This window comes from Tardiphaga sp. (assembly GCF_041424195.1).
GTDB lineage: Bacteria > Pseudomonadota > Alphaproteobacteria > Rhizobiales > Xanthobacteraceae > Tardiphaga.
The window spans coordinates 96,690-112,913 of the sequence record NZ_JBGMOE010000026.1 but is presented as its reverse complement, the minus strand read 5'-3'; the positions used below and the strand labels follow the sequence as shown (position 1 = coordinate 112,913).

At 61.5% G+C, this 16,224-nt stretch carries 17 protein-coding genes; 6 read left to right on the top strand and 11 right to left on the bottom strand.

Annotation, left to right across the window (positions count from 1 at the left end; translation table 11 throughout):
• Positions 1–3: 3 nt before the first annotated feature.
• From miaB to murJ, 9 genes are all read right to left on the bottom strand, one after another.
• Entirely contained in the window at positions 4–1,437 is a 1,434-nt protein-coding gene (miaB, locus tag ACEK02_RS03430; protein WP_371420394.1) for a tRNA (N6-isopentenyl adenosine(37)-C2)-methylthiotransferase MiaB, read from the bottom strand.
• Between the two features lie 121 nt (positions 1,438–1,558).
• Positions 1,559–2,248 (bottom strand): HAD family hydrolase, encoded by a 690-nt coding sequence (locus ACEK02_RS03425; RefSeq protein WP_371420393.1) that lies wholly within the window; start codon positions 2,246–2,248, stop codon positions 1,559–1,561.
• Positions 2,249–2,380: 132 nt separating this feature from the next.
• Positions 2,381–2,830, bottom strand: a complete 450-nt coding sequence (locus tag ACEK02_RS03420; protein WP_371420392.1) for a Fur family transcriptional regulator — start codon at positions 2,828–2,830, stop codon at positions 2,381–2,383.
• A 42-nt stretch (positions 2,831–2,872) separates the two neighbouring features.
• Entirely contained in the window at positions 2,873–3,358 is a 486-nt protein-coding gene (rimI, locus tag ACEK02_RS03415) for a ribosomal protein S18-alanine N-acetyltransferase (RefSeq protein WP_371420420.1), read from the bottom strand.
• A complete protein-coding gene (gene tsaB, locus ACEK02_RS03410; protein ID WP_371420391.1) occupies positions 3,358–4,053 on the bottom strand; it encodes a tRNA (adenosine(37)-N6)-threonylcarbamoyltransferase complex dimerization subunit type 1 TsaB in 696 nt (231 codons plus the stop codon). Before tsaB ends, rimI begins: the two co-directional genes overlap by 1 nt.
• A 226-nt stretch (positions 4,054–4,279) precedes the next feature.
• The gene (locus ACEK02_RS03405; RefSeq protein WP_371420390.1) at positions 4,280–4,849 is read right to left on the bottom strand and encodes a NifU family protein; all 570 of its coding nucleotides are present in this window, start codon (positions 4,847–4,849) and stop codon (positions 4,280–4,282) included.
• A gap of 254 nt (positions 4,850–5,103) precedes the next feature.
• Positions 5,104–5,598, bottom strand: a complete 495-nt coding sequence (locus ACEK02_RS03400; protein WP_371420389.1) for a universal stress protein — start codon at positions 5,596–5,598, stop codon at positions 5,104–5,106.
• 157 nt (positions 5,599–5,755) lie between these two features.
• Positions 5,756–6,808, bottom strand: a complete 1,053-nt coding sequence (gene trpS, locus ACEK02_RS03395; protein WP_371420388.1) for a tryptophan--tRNA ligase — start codon at positions 6,806–6,808, stop codon at positions 5,756–5,758.
• Between the two features lie 87 nt (positions 6,809–6,895).
• Positions 6,896–8,449, bottom strand: coding sequence for a murein biosynthesis integral membrane protein MurJ (gene murJ / locus ACEK02_RS03390; RefSeq protein ID WP_371420387.1), 1,554 nt, complete (start codon positions 8,447–8,449; stop codon positions 6,896–6,898).
• 160 nt (positions 8,450–8,609) lie between these two features.
• On the opposite strand from murJ, the gene ACEK02_RS03385 reads away from it, so the two are divergent.
• A complete protein-coding gene (locus tag ACEK02_RS03385; protein WP_371420386.1) occupies positions 8,610–9,611 on the top strand; it encodes an adenosine kinase in 1,002 nt (333 codons plus the stop codon).
• Between the two features lie 42 nt (positions 9,612–9,653).
• Here the strand turns inward: ACEK02_RS03385 and ACEK02_RS03380 are convergent, their stop codons facing one another.
• Positions 9,654–10,838, bottom strand: coding sequence for a serine hydrolase domain-containing protein (locus tag ACEK02_RS03380; RefSeq protein WP_371420385.1), 1,185 nt, complete (start codon positions 10,836–10,838; stop codon positions 9,654–9,656).
• Between the two features lie 260 nt (positions 10,839–11,098).
• Between ACEK02_RS03380 and ACEK02_RS03375 the strand changes: the two genes are divergently transcribed.
• Complete coding sequence (locus tag ACEK02_RS03375) at positions 11,099–11,428, top strand: hypothetical protein (protein ID WP_371420384.1); 330 nt, start codon at positions 11,099–11,101, stop codon at positions 11,426–11,428.
• A 154-nt stretch (positions 11,429–11,582) separates the two neighbouring features.
• A complete protein-coding gene (locus ACEK02_RS03370) occupies positions 11,583–13,073 on the top strand; it encodes an NAD-dependent succinate-semialdehyde dehydrogenase (protein WP_371420383.1) in 1,491 nt (496 codons plus the stop codon).
• A 212-nt stretch (positions 13,074–13,285) separates the two neighbouring features.
• Here ACEK02_RS03370 and ACEK02_RS03365 read toward each other — a convergent pair whose 3' ends face one another.
• Positions 13,286–13,495, bottom strand: a complete 210-nt coding sequence (locus ACEK02_RS03365) for a hypothetical protein (protein WP_371420382.1) — start codon at positions 13,493–13,495, stop codon at positions 13,286–13,288.
• Between the two features lie 143 nt (positions 13,496–13,638).
• On the opposite strand from ACEK02_RS03365, the gene ACEK02_RS03360 reads away from it, so the two are divergent.
• The 3 genes from ACEK02_RS03360 to ACEK02_RS03350 all read left to right on the top strand — a co-directional run bounded on the left by ACEK02_RS03360 (position 13,639) and on the right by ACEK02_RS03350 (position 16,221).
• Complete coding sequence (locus ACEK02_RS03360; protein WP_371420381.1) at positions 13,639–14,130, top strand: hypothetical protein; 492 nt, start codon at positions 13,639–13,641, stop codon at positions 14,128–14,130.
• 158 nt (positions 14,131–14,288) lie between these two features.
• The gene (locus tag ACEK02_RS03355) at positions 14,289–14,609 is read left to right on the top strand and encodes a hypothetical protein (protein ID WP_371420380.1); all 321 of its coding nucleotides are present in this window, start codon (positions 14,289–14,291) and stop codon (positions 14,607–14,609) included.
• Between the two features lie 481 nt (positions 14,610–15,090).
• A complete protein-coding gene (locus ACEK02_RS03350) occupies positions 15,091–16,221 on the top strand; it encodes an efflux RND transporter periplasmic adaptor subunit (protein WP_371420379.1) in 1,131 nt (376 codons plus the stop codon).
• Positions 16,222–16,224: the final 3 nt, after the last annotated feature.

Genomic DNA, 16,224 nt, shown 5'->3' with positions numbered 1-16,224 from the left:
AATTCAAGCTCCTGTGACGGTGTGAGAACGGACTGGCTGCAACACTGGTGGTACTGGAGAATGAGCAACTGGAGGTGATGCGAGCGGATCGCTCGCAAGCGAGCCGAGCAGGCTGTAGCGCTCGAGGCTTTCAATCGTGACCGGAAGCACCTGGCCGATGATGTCGTCAGAGGCCATCACATGGGCCGGCTGCAGGTAAGCGGTGCGGCCGACGATCTGGCCGGGATTGCGCGCCTTGCGTTCGAACAGCACATCCACAGTGCGTCCAATCGTGGCCGCGTTGAAGGCCGATTGCTGGCTGTCGATCAGGTTCTGAAGCCTCACCAATCGCTCGTCCATGTCAGCCTGTGACACCGTCTCCTGCAAATCCGCGGCCGGCGTTCCCGGACGCGGCGAATACTTGAACGAATATGCGCCAGCGTATCCGATTTGTGTGACGAGCGCGAGCGTGGCCGCAAAATCTTCCTCGGTCTCGCCCGGGAAGCCCACGATGAAATCGGAAGTAAAAGCAATGTCTTGCCGCGCGTCGCGAAAACGGTCGATGACGCGGCGATAATCTTCGGCTGTATGTTTCCGGTTCATGGCCGCCAGAATGCGGTCCGAGCCCGACTGCACGGGGAGATGCACGAAGGGCATCAGCTCCGGCAAATCGCGATGCGCTGCTATCAGCGTATCCTCGACGTCGCGGGGATGGCTGGTCGAATAGCGCAGCCGGTCGATGCCGGAAATCTCGGCGAGGCGATAGAGCAGCGTGCCCAGCGCCCACGGGCGGCCGTCGGGACCCTCGCCATGATAGCCGTTGACGTTCTGGCCGATCAGCGTGATCTCGCGCACGCCGTTGTCGGCAAGCCGCTGCACGTCGTCGATGATTTTCGCCACCGGGCGCGAGACCTCGGAGCCGCGGGTGTAGGGCACCACGCAGAAGGTGCAGAACTTGTCGCAGCCTTCCTGCACGGTGACGAAGGAGGAAATGCCACGGGCGCGAATCGCTGCCGGCTTCGGCGGCGGCAGGAAGCTGAACTTGTCCTCGACGGGAAATTCAGTGTCCAGCGCACGGCCGCCGGCTTTCGCTTGTTTCAGCAGCGCGGGCAGGTTGTGATAGCTCTGCGGCCCGACCACGACATCAACCACCGGCGCGCGGCGAATGATCTCGTTCCCCTCGGCCTGCGCAACGCAGCCGGCGACGACCACGTTCATCGTGCGTCCGGCCTGCGCGGCATCGGCCTTGGCGACGCGCAGCTTGCCGAGCTCCGAATAGACCTTCTCGGAGGCCTTCTCGCGGATGTGGCAAGTGTTGAGAATCACCAGATCCGCGTCGTCGGCGCTGGCCGTCTCGACGAAGCCTTCCGGCGCCAGCGTGTCCACCATGCGCTGGGCATCGTAGACGTTCATCTGGCAGCCGTAGGATTTGATATGCAGCTTACGCGGCGCGGTCATGGAACCTACAAGGTTTGGGAACCTGAATGGGCTGGAAAATGCGCTTGCTGCGCAGCGCTCAATTATAGACTAACGCCCGGAAAATCCAGCGTTTCTGCAAAATATAAGTGCTTGCAATGGCTTAGGTCAGGCTGACTGGTTCGCCAGCCCGTGCGCCCAAGGTCACCAGGCCCGGGAGCTGCCGCATATCGTCGAAGACGAGATGGGCGCCAGCGGCCGTCAGGGCTGCTGCGGTGGCCGGGCTGCAGTGGCCGCCGCCGTGATAGCCGAACACGGTCATGCCGGCGGCGATGCCCGCCGTAACGCCGGGAATGCTGTCCTCGATCACCACGCAGCGCTCCGGCACGACATTCATCTGCGCGGCAGCAAACAGGAAGAGATCGGGCTGCGGCTTGCCGCGCTCGACCTGCAGGGCTGAAAACAGATGCGGATCGAAACGGTCGAGCAGCCCGGTGGTTGTGAGGCTGCTGCGAATGCGCGTCGGCGTGCCCGAGGATGCCACGCAAATCGGGTGTGACAATATCGCGAGCGTCTCGGCGATATGCGGAATCGGCTGCAGCTTCGCGCCAAACACTTCGTCGATCGTGGCTTTCAGCGTCGTGGTATAGTCATCGGGCAGAACGCGGCCGAGCTCGGTCTCGACTTCCCGGCGGGCTTCGCGTGCGGACCGGCCGAGGAAACGCTCATGCACCTGAGCGGCGGTGATGGGATAACCGAATTGCGTCAGCACATCCGCGTGGACGACGCAGGCGAGGGACTCGCTGTCGACGAGCACACCGTCACAATCAAAGATGACGAGATCGAAACTCATAGTTTACCGAAAACTCTTCCGTCATTGCGAGGAGCACTTGCGACAAAGCAATCCGGACTTTCCTTGCTGAAACAAAGAACTGGATTGTCGCGTCGCTCCCCGCAATGCCGGGGAGGGAGCGGCGGCAGGCGTTCAGGACTTGTTGTCCTCATCGAGCGGCACGCAGTACAGCTCCAGCCGGTGGTCGACCAGCTTGTAACCGAGCTTCGCTGCGACTTCAGCCTGCAATTTCTCGATTTCTTCAGACGTGAATTCGATGACGGTGCCGTCACGCAAGTTGATCAGATGGTCGTGATGGCTGTCGCGCATCGTCTCGTAACGCGCGCGACCTTCGCGAAAATCGTGACGCTCGATGATGCCGGCGTCTTCGAACAGTTTCACTGTGCGATATACCGTCGAGATCGAGATCTTGTCATCCACCGCAACGCAGCGGCGATACAGTTCTTCGACATCGGGATGATCGTCGGCTTCCGCCAGAACGCGCGCAATCACGCGGCGCTGTTCCGTCATGCGCATGCCGGTCGCGGCGCAGCGCGCCTCGATACCAGCAGACTTCATCGCAGATGATTTCAGTGCAGTCATGATCCGGGTCCCATCGTGGCTTCTTTTGCCACTCCGCAGGCGTCAGGACAAGTCGCGCCGCATCACCAGCGCATTCAATTCCACTCCATCCGCTTCCTTGTAGTAGCGTTCCCGGCGCCCCGCGACTGCGAAGCCGGTTCTGTCATAGAGTCGCCGCGCCGGTTGATTGTTTTCCTCAACTTCGAGGAAAACCGTACGGACGCCGCGACCGGCCAGATGGCCGAGATGGGTGAGGAACAGATCGCGTGACAGGCCGCGGCCGCGATAAGCGGGCGATACGGCGATGGACAGAATCTCGGCCTCGTCGGCTGCGATTCGCGAGACGGCGAAACCGATGAAGTGGCCGCGCAGTTTCAGCCGATGCACGAGGGTGTTTTGTTCGCGCAGCATCTGTTCGAACTCCCCGGCACCCCAGCCGCGATGGAAGGACGCGGCATGCAACTGCGCGAGTTGTCGCGCGTCGCGCAACGTCGCGGGCTCGACCACAGCATCACCGCGTCCGAACAGGCGCGACCACCAGGTCGGCATCATGATGCGGCTAGTGCGGCCTGCTGCATCAGGCTGCTTTGCGGCTTGGCGTCGGGCGCGCGCAGATAATAGGGACGCGCCAGTGCGGTCTCCGGATTCACAGCCGCACCGAGCCATGCCACCCATGAGATTTCGGGAGCAGGTTGCATATCGACGCGCAGCGGCGCCGGCGCATCGGACGGCCAGCGCGCCGCCAGGATCTCTGCGGCATTGCCGACCAGATGCGGTGCGCCGAACTGCGCGGCCTCAAGGGCCTCCTCGATGGGAATGACGCCCGGCCGCACCAGCGAGGTGCCGTTACCACTGACGACCTGGAAATAGACATGGTCATGCCGGGCGTCGATGGCGGCAATGACCGGTGCGTCCATGTTCTCACTGACGACAGGCGCTGCATAGGCCGTCAGCGTGGTGATGCCGACCACCGGCTTGCTCGCAGCCAGGCCAATACCGCGCGCCGCCGACAGGCCGACGCGCAGGCCGGTGAAGCTGCCAGGGCCAGTGGTGACGGCAATGCGGTCGAGGTCGGCGAAGGCGATGCCAGAGCCCGCCATGACGCGCCCGAGCAACGGCATCAGCGCCTCGGCATGACCGCGCTTCATCGGAATGGACTCATGCGCGATGAGCTTGCTGGTGCGGGTATCGAGGATGCCTGCGGCGCAGGCGTCGAGGGCGGTATCAATGGCAAGGATCAGCATAAAGGAGACGTTACCACGGCTTGCGAGGCGGAGACCAGCGGCGCGACCGCTGAGTGTAGTTCATTCGTAGTTATAAAACGCATCATACCGACCAACGCGCGAGGCGCGGCTCCGCGAGGTGTGCGGGCAGCTACGTCTTGACTGCAGTAAAAACGTAGATGGCCGGGACAAGCCCGGCCATGACGAGTTCTAACGATTGATTGCGCTCGTTCCTGTGGGACAACCCTTACATCGGACGGACTTCGACCACTTCCGGCACGAAGTGCTTCAGCAGGTTCTGGATGCCGTGCTGCAGGGTTGCCGTCGATGACGGGCAGCCCGCGCACGAACCCTTCATGTTGAGATAGACGATGCCGTCCTTGAAGCCGCGGAAGGTGATGTCGCCGCCGTCATTGGCCACGGCTGGGCGCACGCGGGTCTCGATTAGGTCCTTGATGGTATCGACGGTCTCGGCATCGGCCTCATTGAAGAATTCGGCTTTGTCGTCGGAGATCACGTCGCCCTTCACGCTGCCGTCGGCCATTAATGGCGCACCGGACATGTAGTGCTCCATGATGGCGCCGAGGATTGCCGGCTTGAGGTGCTGCCAGTCGCTGTCGTCCTTGGTCACGGTGACGAAATCGGAGCCGTAGAACACGCTGGTGACGCCCTTCACGGCGAACAGCTTTTCGGCCAGCGGCGAGCGCGTGGCGGCCTCCGGAGAGGTAAATTCCATGGTGCCGCTGTCCAGCACGTCGCGGCCGGGAATGAACTTCAGGGTGGCGGGATTGGGGGTAGCTTCGGTCTGGATGAACATCGGTCTCTCCTGCGTCGCCGGTTCAAGGCCGGCGCGTGGGTGTTCCCTAGCAGATGGCGACGGAAAACGCACGGTCAAGGGATGGAATAGGGCTGAAGTCTCATTCCTGGCTCAGACCTCATCCAGCCTGAACGCAGTTGCGTTCAGGCGAGAGGAGCGGCCTCCTGGTCGCGTCTCGAAGGATGTGCCCCGCAATCGTGGTTCGAGACGGCGCCAAGCGGCGCCTCCTCACCATCAGATTCGACATTGTGGCCCTAGGACAACGCGTCGATATCCAGGTCGGTCATGGCGCCGGATACGATCGTCACCGGCACCGGGAACGAGCCGACCAGCTTGGCCATCATGGTGACGATCGGACCGGGGCCCTCCGCACCGGCGGATGCGGCCAGCACCAGCATGGCGATGTCGACGTCCTTGTCGATCACGTCGAGAATCTGCTCGGTGGGGTCGCCTTCGCGGATCACCCGCTCCGGCGTGATCGCGGCGATGCCGTTGGCACGGCCCGCCGCGCGGTCCAGTGCGGCATTGGCGCCTTCTTCGGCTTCCGCTTTCATGACGTCGGCTACGCCCAGCCATTGCTGGTTACGGTCTTCGGTGTCGATGATGCGCAGCATCACCACGCCGCCACCGACACGGACGGCCCAGCGGCTCGCATAGTACACAGCGCGGTCCCACTCCTCGCTGTCATCGACGACAACAAGGCATTTCGGCTTGTGGCCGCTCTCGTAGCTTCGTCGTTGGGTGCTCATGCATGTCCCGATGCTGTGGCGCGTCTGAGGCGCCAGAATGTGAGCGGCTTGGCAATCGCGGCATGCTGCCACGGCGCAACCGCGTTCGACAAGCCGCGACGCAAGGAGCACTTGCGTCGCGTCGATTGTGGCAGAGACAAGGAATATGAAAGCGAAATTACCGCTTGTGGATGAAGCCGATGATGTCCTTCACGGACTTGATGGTTTCGGCGGCAATAACGCCGGCGCGTTCACCGCCATCGGCCAGAACCTGATCGACATAGGTCAGATCGGATGTCGTCAGCCGCTTCATCTCGCCGGCGATAGGTGACAGTTTTTCGACAGCGAGATCGACGAGGCTCGATTTGAAGCCCGAAAACTGCGCGCCGCCGAATTCTGTGAGAATGTCAGCCTTCGACCGGTTGGACAGTGCAGCGTAGATGCCGACGAGATTGTCGGCTTCCGGACGCGGCTCCAGGCCCTTCTCTTCCGATGGCAACGGTTCCGGATCGGTCTTCGCCTTGCGGATCTTCTGCGCGATGGTGTCCGCATCGTCGGTGAGGTTGATGCGCGAATTATCCGACGCGTCCGACTTCGACATCTTCTTGGTACCGTCGCGCAGGCTCATCACCCGCGTCGCCGGGCCGGTGATGACAGGCTCCGGCATCGGGAAGTAGGGGCCCTCGTGGCCCTGTGCGGCAATGGACTCGGAGAAATCGTTGTTGAACTTCTGCGAGATGTCGCGGCACAGTTCGAGATGCTGCTTCTGGTCCTCGCCGACCGGCACATGCGTGGCGCGATACAGCAGGATGTCCGCGGCCATCAGCACCGGATAGTCGTAGAGACCCACGGACGCGTTTTCGCGGTCCTTGCCGGCCTTCTCCTTGAACTGGGTCATGCGATTCAACCAGCCGAGGCGGGCGACGCAGTTGAAGATCCAGGCCAGTTCGGCGTGGCCGGAGACCTGGCTCTGGTTGAAGATGATTTGCTTCTTCGGATCGATGCCCGAGGCGATAAAGGCCGCAGTCACTTCGCGGGTGTTGCGACGCAGTTCATCCGGGCCGCCCCAGACGGAGATCGGTACGGTGACGGCATGCATATCAACCACGCAGTAGATGCAGTTATGCGTCTCCTGCAGTTTGACGAAATTCACGATCGCGCCGAGATAGTTGCCGAGGTGCAGATTGCCCGTCGGCTGGACGCCCGAAAAGACCCGTTGGGTAAAAGCCATAACCAAGTTCCTGTGCGCCCGTGGTGGAATGCGGGCAAGGGGCGTGACTTGCCATAGGCGCCGGGCGGCGTCCATTGCCAATCTGCCCTAGCCGGCCGCCGGCGATCGCTTGAGGGCGCTGCGGATCTCGGCCCAGCGTACGGTGCCGGTCAGGGTGAGCAGCGCTCCGTAGATGGCAAGTCCGCAAGCGATCAGCAGGGCGAGTAGCGCCAGCCGGGCGAGGCCATGCGCTTGCGCGATCCAGGGCAAGGCGAGCTGCGCGGCCAGCCACAGCAGCCCGCCCATGGCCAGCGACGACACGACAATGATCGGCAGCCGGCGTCTTGCATCATGGTCGAGTGAGAAGCCGAACGCTGCTGCGCTTCGGGCCGTCAGGAAGATTGCACTGCTCCATGCCGCCAGAGCGATCGCGGCGGCGATGCCGCTCGCACCGAATGACGTATTCAGAACCAGCGCGGAGATGATCGCGACGACCAGACCGATGAGCGTCGCCAGCAGCGGTGTCATCGTGTCCTCGCGGGCGAAAAAGGCGGGCGACAAGGCTTTCACAAGCACATGAGCGGGCAAGCCCAACGCAAGCCATATCAATGCACTCGCCGTGGAGATCGTATCGGTCGAACTGAACGCGCCATGTTGAAACAGAAACTGCACGATGAGATGGCTCAGCACCATCAGTCCAAGTGTTGCAGGTAGTGCAAGGCCGACTGCGAGTTCAAGCCCGCGCGATTCCGCCTGCGCGATCGCCGCGTGATCGTCTGATCGCACGGCACGCGTCAATGCGGGTATCAGCACCATGCCCATGGCCGTGCCGACGATGCCGAGCGGAAGCTCGATCAGGCGGTTCGCGAAATACAGCCACGACACCGCGGCCGGCGTTGTCGATGCTATGATGGCGCCGGTGACGACGAGAAGCTGTGGCGCGGAACTCGCGAGCATGCCAGGCAGCGCCTTTCGGAAAAAGCCGCGCATCTCACCGTCGAGCGACAATCGCAAGGGCGTCGCAAGATTGCCGCTGGACTGCCGCAAGATCAGCATCAGCAACTGCAGCAGCCCGGCGATGCCAACGGCGGCCGATATGGCCATAGCGGCAGTGTCTGGCTCCTGCCGCCACACCAGCAGTAGTGCCATCACGGCGATCAGAGCAATGTTGAACAGCAGCGGTGAAAACGCGGTCAATGCGAAGCGCTGTTGCGCATTTAGAAGTCCCATCATGACAGTGACGGGGCCAGCGAAGGCCAGATAGGGCAGCATCAAGCGCGCATTGTTGACGGCGAGCTGCAGCGTCGGCTGACCGACGAAACCGGGAGCCAGCAATGCGATCACGGCCGGCATCGCAAAGCCGATCAGGATCGTTGCGACGATCAGGGCTGCGCTGATGGTGCCGAGCACGCGTCCCGCAAAGGCCGCGGCTGCGATGGCGCCCTGCGTTGTCTGGATACGCAGCCAGGCCGGGACCAGGGCGGCATTCAGTGCGCCTTCGGTGAGCAGGCGCCGGATCACATTGACCAGCTGAAACGCGACCAGAAAAGCATCCGCGATCGGACCCGCGCCGAGCAGCGCGGCCACCATAGCGTCGCGGGCAAAACCCAGCAGCCGCGACGCCAAAGTGCCCGTGGAAATGGTCAGGATGGAACGGATCATAGAACCATCGTAAGGGGCTGTCCTTGCTGGCGCGGGGCAGAACGTGATAGTCGCTGCAGCCATCACACCGGCCTTCACCGACGGCTTAATCTGGGCGACAGCGAGACGAGTTGAAACGGATTTTCATCGTCATCGCAATTGCCGCAACGGGATATTCTTAATGACCTCAGCAAAATATGACGTGCTCGGAATCGGCAATGCGATCTTCGACGTGCTGGTGCAGGCCGATGACAAGTTTCTCGCCGCGCATGAGATGACCAAGGGCGGCATGGCGCTGATCGACGAAGCCCGCGCCGCGGCGATCTACAAGGCGATGGGCCCTGCCACTGAAATGTCCGGCGGTTCGGCCGCCAATACCATCGTTGGCCTCGCCAGTCTCGGCGCCCGCACGGCCTATGTCGGCAAGGTCAAGGATGATCAGATCGGCGCGCTCTATACCCACGACATCCGTGCCGCCGGCGTCGCATTCGACACCAAGGCGGCCACCGGCGGTCCGGCCACCGGCTGTTCCTACATCCTGGTGACGCCCGATGGTGAGCGCACCATGAACACCTATCTCGGTGCTGCGCAGGATCTGACGCCAGATGATATCGACGCCGCTGCGGTTGCAGCGTCTTCGATCGTCTATCTCGAAGGCTATCTGTGGGATCCCGCCAGCGCCAAGGAAGCGTTCGTGAAGGCCTCGAAGATCGCGCATGACGCCAAGCGCCAGGTCGCGCTGACGCTATCGGATGCATTCTGCGTCGGCCGTTATCGTGCCGAGTTTCTCGACCTGATGCGGTCCGGCACTGTCGATCTGATCTTCGCGAACGAGGCCGAATTGACCTCGCTCTACGAGACCGCGGATTTCGATGCGGCGCTCAAGCAGCTCGGCAAGGACGTCAAGCTCGGCATTGTGACGCGCAGCGAGAAAGGGTGTGTGGTGACATCCGGCGATGGCGTCGTTGCGGTGCCGGCCCACAAGATTGAGAAGCTCGTCGATACCACAGGCGCTGGCGATCTGTTCGCGGCGGGCTTCCTGTTCGGTCTGGTGCGCAATGCCGGCTATGAGAATGCCGGCAAGCTCGGCGCCATGGCCGCCGCCGAAGTCATCCAGCATATCGGCGCGCGTCCGCAGGTGTCGCTGAAGGACCTGGCTGGCAAGAACGGGTTGCCGGTTTAAGGGTGTTATTCCCTCCCCTCGCGGGGAGGGAAAGGCGCCGTCTCACGCCGCCTTCTTCGCGCCCAGCTCCGCATAAATCGCGCGCTCAAAGTCTGAAAACACCTTCAAACAAGTCGGATCCGCGAATGGCAGCACCTGCATCATGATGACGCCGGTGATGTCGCGTGCCGGATCGATCCAGTAATAGGTGTTGGCGAGGCCGGCCCAGGCAAGGCTGCCGGCGCTGCGGCCTTCAGCGGTTTGCGCCGTGTTGATCATGAAGCTAAGGCCGTATTTCTTGTCGATGCCCGGCAGGAAGTCGACATTGTTACTGGCGGTCGGCACCGCCGCGGCCATCGGCGTCATGCTGAGCTCGCCAATATGATTCTGGCTCATCAGCGTGATGGTCTCCGGCTCTAATACCCGATTGCCGTTGCCGGTCCCGCTGTTCAGGATCATTTGCGTAAACTTGATATAGTCGGGTGCGGTGCCGTAGAGTCCGCCGCCGCCGGCGAAGAATTCCGGATCTTGCCTGATCTCGAAAGGGATCGGAGTCAGTGCGCCGTCGGTGCTGCGGCTGTGCATGGCGACGAGGCGCTTGCGCTGGTCGTCGCCGATCACGAAGGCGGTGTCGGTCATTCCGAGCGGCGCCAGCAGATGGTTCCGGAAATAGGCGTCGAGGCGTTCGCCGCTGACGGTCTCGACGACCTTGCCCACGAAGTCGATATTGGTGCCGTATTCCCAGCGCGTGCCGGGATCGCGCATGATTGGTACTTTCATGGCGGCGTTCAGCCCGGTGCGGAACGGCGGAATGCCGGTCTTTTCCAGATAGTTCACCATGTCGCCGTTCCACATGTCGTAGCAGAACCCGGCCGTATGGGTCAGCAGATGCCGCAAGGTGATCGGTTGGCGCGGCGGACGCAGCTTTGGGGTGCCGCCGACGTCAAAGCCATCCAGCACCTGTGTTTCCGCAAGATCCGGCAGTACTGTCGTAAGCGGCGCATCCAGCGTCAATTTGTCCCGCTCCACCAGCTGCATCGCTGCGGCAGCGGTAATCGCCTTGGTCATGGAGGCGATCCAGAACACGCTGTCCGGGGTCATGGTGGTATCCTTGGATACGTCGCGCTTGCCGAACGCACCCCGATAGATGATCTCACCCCGCGTCGCAGCCATCGCAACCGCACCGGGAATCGCGCCGGTCTCGCTGGCCTTCTTCAGAATCTGGTCGATCTCGACTTGGGCAGACATCCGTTTCCCTCCAGTTTTTTCTTATCATACCGCGTTTCAACTTGAGCGCGAGGCCGCCGATCTCGCGGATGTGATTACACTTGCGCTGGTTTTAACCCCTCGGCGGAACTATTTCCGGTTTAGCCAGCAAACTTCATAGCGGCCCGGAACGAAATTGGCGCAGCTGTGTTCAAAAAATGACGTGAACGTCAAAGCGCTTTCCGACACTAACCCTAAGACCATGAGTAACAGGTGCAGCGTGTCAGCTGCGGAGACCGACGATGATCGCGAACTGGACCGACTGGAAACATTATCCCCGCGCTTCCCGTGGCGAGAGCATCGAGGCGCCGATCGGTCCAGGAATTTTCGAGGTCCGGGTTGCCCAGACCGGCGCCCTGTTCGCTTTCGATGCAGCTGAAAATCTGGCGCAGGCGCTGGCCAAGATCTCGGCCCCGCCGAAATCTTTCATCTCCTGGTTTGGTCGCCGTGACGTGGCGATGCTGCCGGAGCTGGAATACCGCACCTTCTCGACGACGACCCGCGCCAATGCCCGGATCGCTTTCGAGCGGATGATCGACCGGCGCGAGACCTATATGCGCGGCGCGGCCTGATCCGGCTTGCGGCGTTCTGCGACTGTTGAATTCGGGCGTTAAATGCCCGAGCGAGCGATAGCTGCCATTCGCTGCCGAGGGGCGCTTTCGGGTCTATACTCCTCTACAAGTCCGCGGCTATACGTTCGCGACACTTTCCGCAGGAGAACCGCCCATGTCACCGACCGCCGCCGCACGCCAGTCATCTGCCCCTTCGCTGCGCGACCGCCTCAAGGACCCCTCACTGCTGCGCGACAAGTGCTACATCGATGGCGCCTGGGTCGGCACCGGAGAGACCTCGGTTACCAATCCGGTCAATGAAATTGAAATCGCCAAGGTGCCCAATATGGGTGCCAAGGAAACGACGCAGGCCGTCGAGGCCGCCGAAAAGGCGTTTCCGGTCTGGGCCAAGTTCACCGCCAAGCAGCGCTCCAACATCCTGCGCAAGTGGTTCGAGCTGATCATTGCCAATCGTGAAGACCTGGCGCTGATCCTCACCACCGAGCAGGGCAAGCCGCTGGCCGAAGCGCTGGGCGAGGTCGATATCGGTGCCGCCTATATCGAGTTCTTCGCCGAGGAAGCCCGCCGCGTCTATGGCGAGACCATCCCGACCCAGCGCGCCGATGCGCGCCTGCTGGCCATCAAGCAGCCGATCGGTGTTTGCGGCGCCATCACGCCGTGGAATTTCCCGAACTCCATGATCACCCGCAAGGTGTCGCCCGCGCTGGCCGCCGGTTGCACCGTGGTGATCAAGCCCGCCAACGAGACGCCGCTGTCGGCGCTGGCGCTGGCTGAACTGGCCGAGCGCGCAGGCGTGCCGAAGGGCGTGCTGAACATCATCACCGGCGATGCATCGGCCATCGGCCTCGTGTTGTGCGAGCATCCTGCCGTGCGCTTCGTCGGCTTCACCGGCTCCACCAATGTCGGCAAGATCCTCTACAGGCAGGCTTCGGTCGGCGTGAAGAAGCTAGGCCTCGAGCTCGGCGGTAACGCACCTTTCGTGGTGTTCGACGACGCCGATATCGATGCCGCCGTCGAGGGCGCGATCGTGTCGAAGTATCGCAATATGGGCCAGACCTGTGTCTGCGCCAATCGCCTCTATGCGCAGGACGCGATCTACGATCAGTTCGTCGAAAAGCTGGCGAAGAAGGTTGCGGCCATGAAGGTCGGTGACGGCACCGAGCAGGGCATTACCCAGGGTCCGCTGATTAACGAAAAGGCGATCGAGAAGGTTGAGCGTCACATCGCGGATGCCGTGAAGGGCGGCGCCAAGATCGTCACCGGCGGCAAGCGCCACGCACTCGGCGGCACGTTCTTCGAACCGACGGTGCTCGCCAACGTGAACCCGAATGCGCTGGTGTCGCAGGAAGAAACCTTCGGCCCGCTGGCGCCGGTGTTCCGCTTCAAGGATGAAGCCGACGTCATCGCCATGTGCAACGCGTCGCCGTTCGGTTTGGCATCCTACTTCTATTCGCGCGATCTCGGTCGCGTCTGGCGTGTCGCAGAGGCGCTGGAGTCAGGCATGGTCGGCGTCAACACCGGTCTGATCACCACCGAAGTGGCCCCGTTCGGCGGCGTGAAGGAGTCAGGTCTCGGCCGCGAAGGTTCGCATCACGGCATGGAAGAATACGTCGAGATCAAATACATCATGATGTCGGGGATCTGAGGCGTCGCGCCTTTCCGAATTTTGAATCAGTCACTCGTCATGCCCGGCCCGCGCGAAGCAAGCTTCGTGCGATGTGCCGGGCATTCGCGTTTTGGCAGGCATGGCCAATGGCTCTGCCATAGCCAGCACAAATCAATGTCTGTCTCTCGGTTATTCGCCGGCGAGTCCGACGGGCCTTCTGAATTAGTTGACCCAGCCGAACCCGCCCTCGGTCAGTAGCAGCGACGGACGCGCACGCCATTGACCCAGACGGTGCGGCACGCCGCCGCCGGGCGGCGTACCACAACGGCGCCGCGGTAGCCGGCGCAGCCGGCACGGTAAACGCCACGTGCGCAGACGACGGCGTTGGCGTCGGTGGCTTCAAACGTCATCGTCGTGCCGAATGCGAAAACGGCTGCAACCATCATCAAGAAAGAACGCATGGTGATCTCCCGTTTTGGTTGGTTGGAAAAGGACGCGCGAAAAGGGTCGTGGGCTTCAGTGGCGGCGTGAGCGGAATACGAACAGGAGTTTTGAAAGCTGCTTCAATTGCAAAGAGTAGTTCGCAGGAATACGCAAAAATCTCGTGAACGATCAGGAATCCTGTAACGGCGCCTTGTATCCTGATGCGGCAAAACGTCTATTAAGTATCGCAGATACTTGCCGACTTGAAACTTGCAGCGGGCCTGTTTCGCCCGATGCTGCCTCAGCAGGAGAAAGCATGTCGGATTTCAGAACCAGGTGGTTTAACTTTCACAATCGACTTATCGAGCCTGCCTCAAAGGAAATATTCAGTCACGTCGAAAAGATGGTGATCGGCACCTTGATTATATCGGCCGGGGCACATGTATCGAGCGATGAGCCCTCTATCGTTCTGTTCGGATACCTGCGCCACAGTCTCGTCGGTGGTGGTGTCGAACTGTTCGGAATCGCTCTGTTGCTGCTGAATTTCATCGATGGCCTCTACAAGCTTGCAAAGCTGGAGTGGCACGTCGCGTTTCAGATCGCGATGTCACTCTGTTACATCGTCCTGTCTGCCCGGTTGATACAGCTGATCCTTGCCTTTCGTGGGGAGTGATGGACGCAATCGGCGAATCGTTATCGTGCAGCCTCGATCATCGTTGAGCGAATGGCGCGAGGACGCCGGTACAAGCCGGTGAAAGCGATGCGCTGTTGCTGGCCAGGCACCGCACGATGCGGCCCCCACCGGGCGGAATGCCGCCGCAGAGCGATCTGATGTCGCCACCGCATGCTGATCTCATCACCAACAATTCTTCGCGTGGTCGCATCGGCCGCAGCACGATGGCTGCGGGAGCGGTTGCGGGTGCAACGGTCGCGGTTGCCGCAGCCGGAGCCGCAGTCGTGCCTTTCGCAGCGGGCGTCGCTGCTGCCTTCGGTGCGGCCGTTGCCGTTGCCGGCTTGGCAACCGGTGGCGTGGATTCGGTCTTGGGCGTTGTTGCGGGTGCCGGCTCAGCGGCCTTTGGTGCAGCCGCCGGCGCTTCGACGGCCCGAACCGCGCCCGCGCATGCCGACGAAAGGCTCGACATGTTCTTCTGAAGGCACTGCAACGAGGCTTCTCCACCAGGAGGAATGTTCGAGCAATGCGCGATGTAATCCGAGCGACACTGCGTCTTGATCGCGTCACGCTGCGCCTGGCTCGGCGCCTGCGCAAAGGCAGGGCTCGCGATTGCAAATAGAATGACAGTGGCCATCGACGTGCGATATCGCGCGGCGGAACCGAACATGAAATTCATCGCTGAAATCCTCGTTGCTACCGCCCGGTCATTCAGGGCAATTGCGTAAAATCTTCAAGAAACGTGAGTTCTGAAAGGCATTCGCAAAACAACTTCGGTCCGGCATCATTTTACGGTTTCGTTTCCACTACAAGTGTATTGTTGCTATTAATGCGTGTGGCTGTCACTTTCTTGGCCAAGGGGTTTTCAGAGAGTCATTTGATTGAGGCAGGATAATGCGGTTTGTGCGCGCCTGTTCATCTGGACGAAAAGCTCGCATTGAGCAGCTGCAGCAGGTCACGGCCATGCGCGCTGCGGGTATCGTGCTGACGAGCCTTTTTTTAAGTGCCTGCGAGCAAAACACTTTTGTGCCGCCGCCGCCGCCGAAAGTTGAGGTAGCGGTCCCTGTGCAGCGCGGTATCACGCGCTTTTTCGAAGCGACGGGCAATACAGCACCGGTCAAGAACGTTGATCTCGTGGCGCGCGTTCAGGGCGTTCTGCAGTCAATCAACTATCAGGATGGCTCCTTCGTCAAGCAAGGCACAACGCTGTTCACGATCGAACCTGAGACATACCTCTTGAAGCTGGAGCAGGCGCAGGCTGCGGAAGCGGGGGCGCAGGCCACTGCAAAGCAGGCCGAAGCTGACTTCAAGCGCCAGTCAGATCTCGTTGCCCGGCAAGCCGTCTCGCAAGCCACACTCGACCAGTCGACATCGGCGCGCGAAAACGCCCAAGCCAATCTGCAGCAGGCGCAAGTCAACACCAAGATCGCGGCCGTCAACTACGGCTATACGAATGTCGTTGCGCCGTTTGACGGTATCGTCAGCGCACATCTGGTGTCGGTCGGCGAACTGGTCGGTGTCGCGTCGCCGACGCAGCTTGCGACGATCGTGCAACTCGACCCGATTTATGTGAATTTCAACGTCAATGAACAGGATGTGTTGCATATCCGGGACGAAGCCCGACGGCGCGGGCTGACGGTGAGCGATATCAGGCAGTTGCCCGTCGAGGTCGGACTGCAGACCGAGACCGGCTTTCCGCACAAGGGCAAGATCGACTACATCTCGCCGACCATCAACCAGTCGACGGGTACGCTACCGGTGCGTGGTGTGCTGCCAAATCCGGATCGCATCCTGTTGCCGGGTTCTTATGTCCGCGTTCGCGTGCCTATCGACCAGCAAGGTGACGCCCTGCTGGTGCCCGATGTATCGCTCGGGAGCGATCAGGCTGGGCGCTATGTGCTGGTCGTGAATGGCGACAATGTCATTGAGCAGCGCAAGGTCGTCGTCGGCCCGCTGGAAGCCGACCTTCGCGTGATCGAAAGCGGTCTGAAGCCGGATGATCGCGTCGTCATCGCAGGCCTGCTGCGTGCCATTCCGGGGCAGAAGGTCGATCCGCAGGTGAGAAAGATCGAAGCGCCGACGCCGACCAAGTAGGGA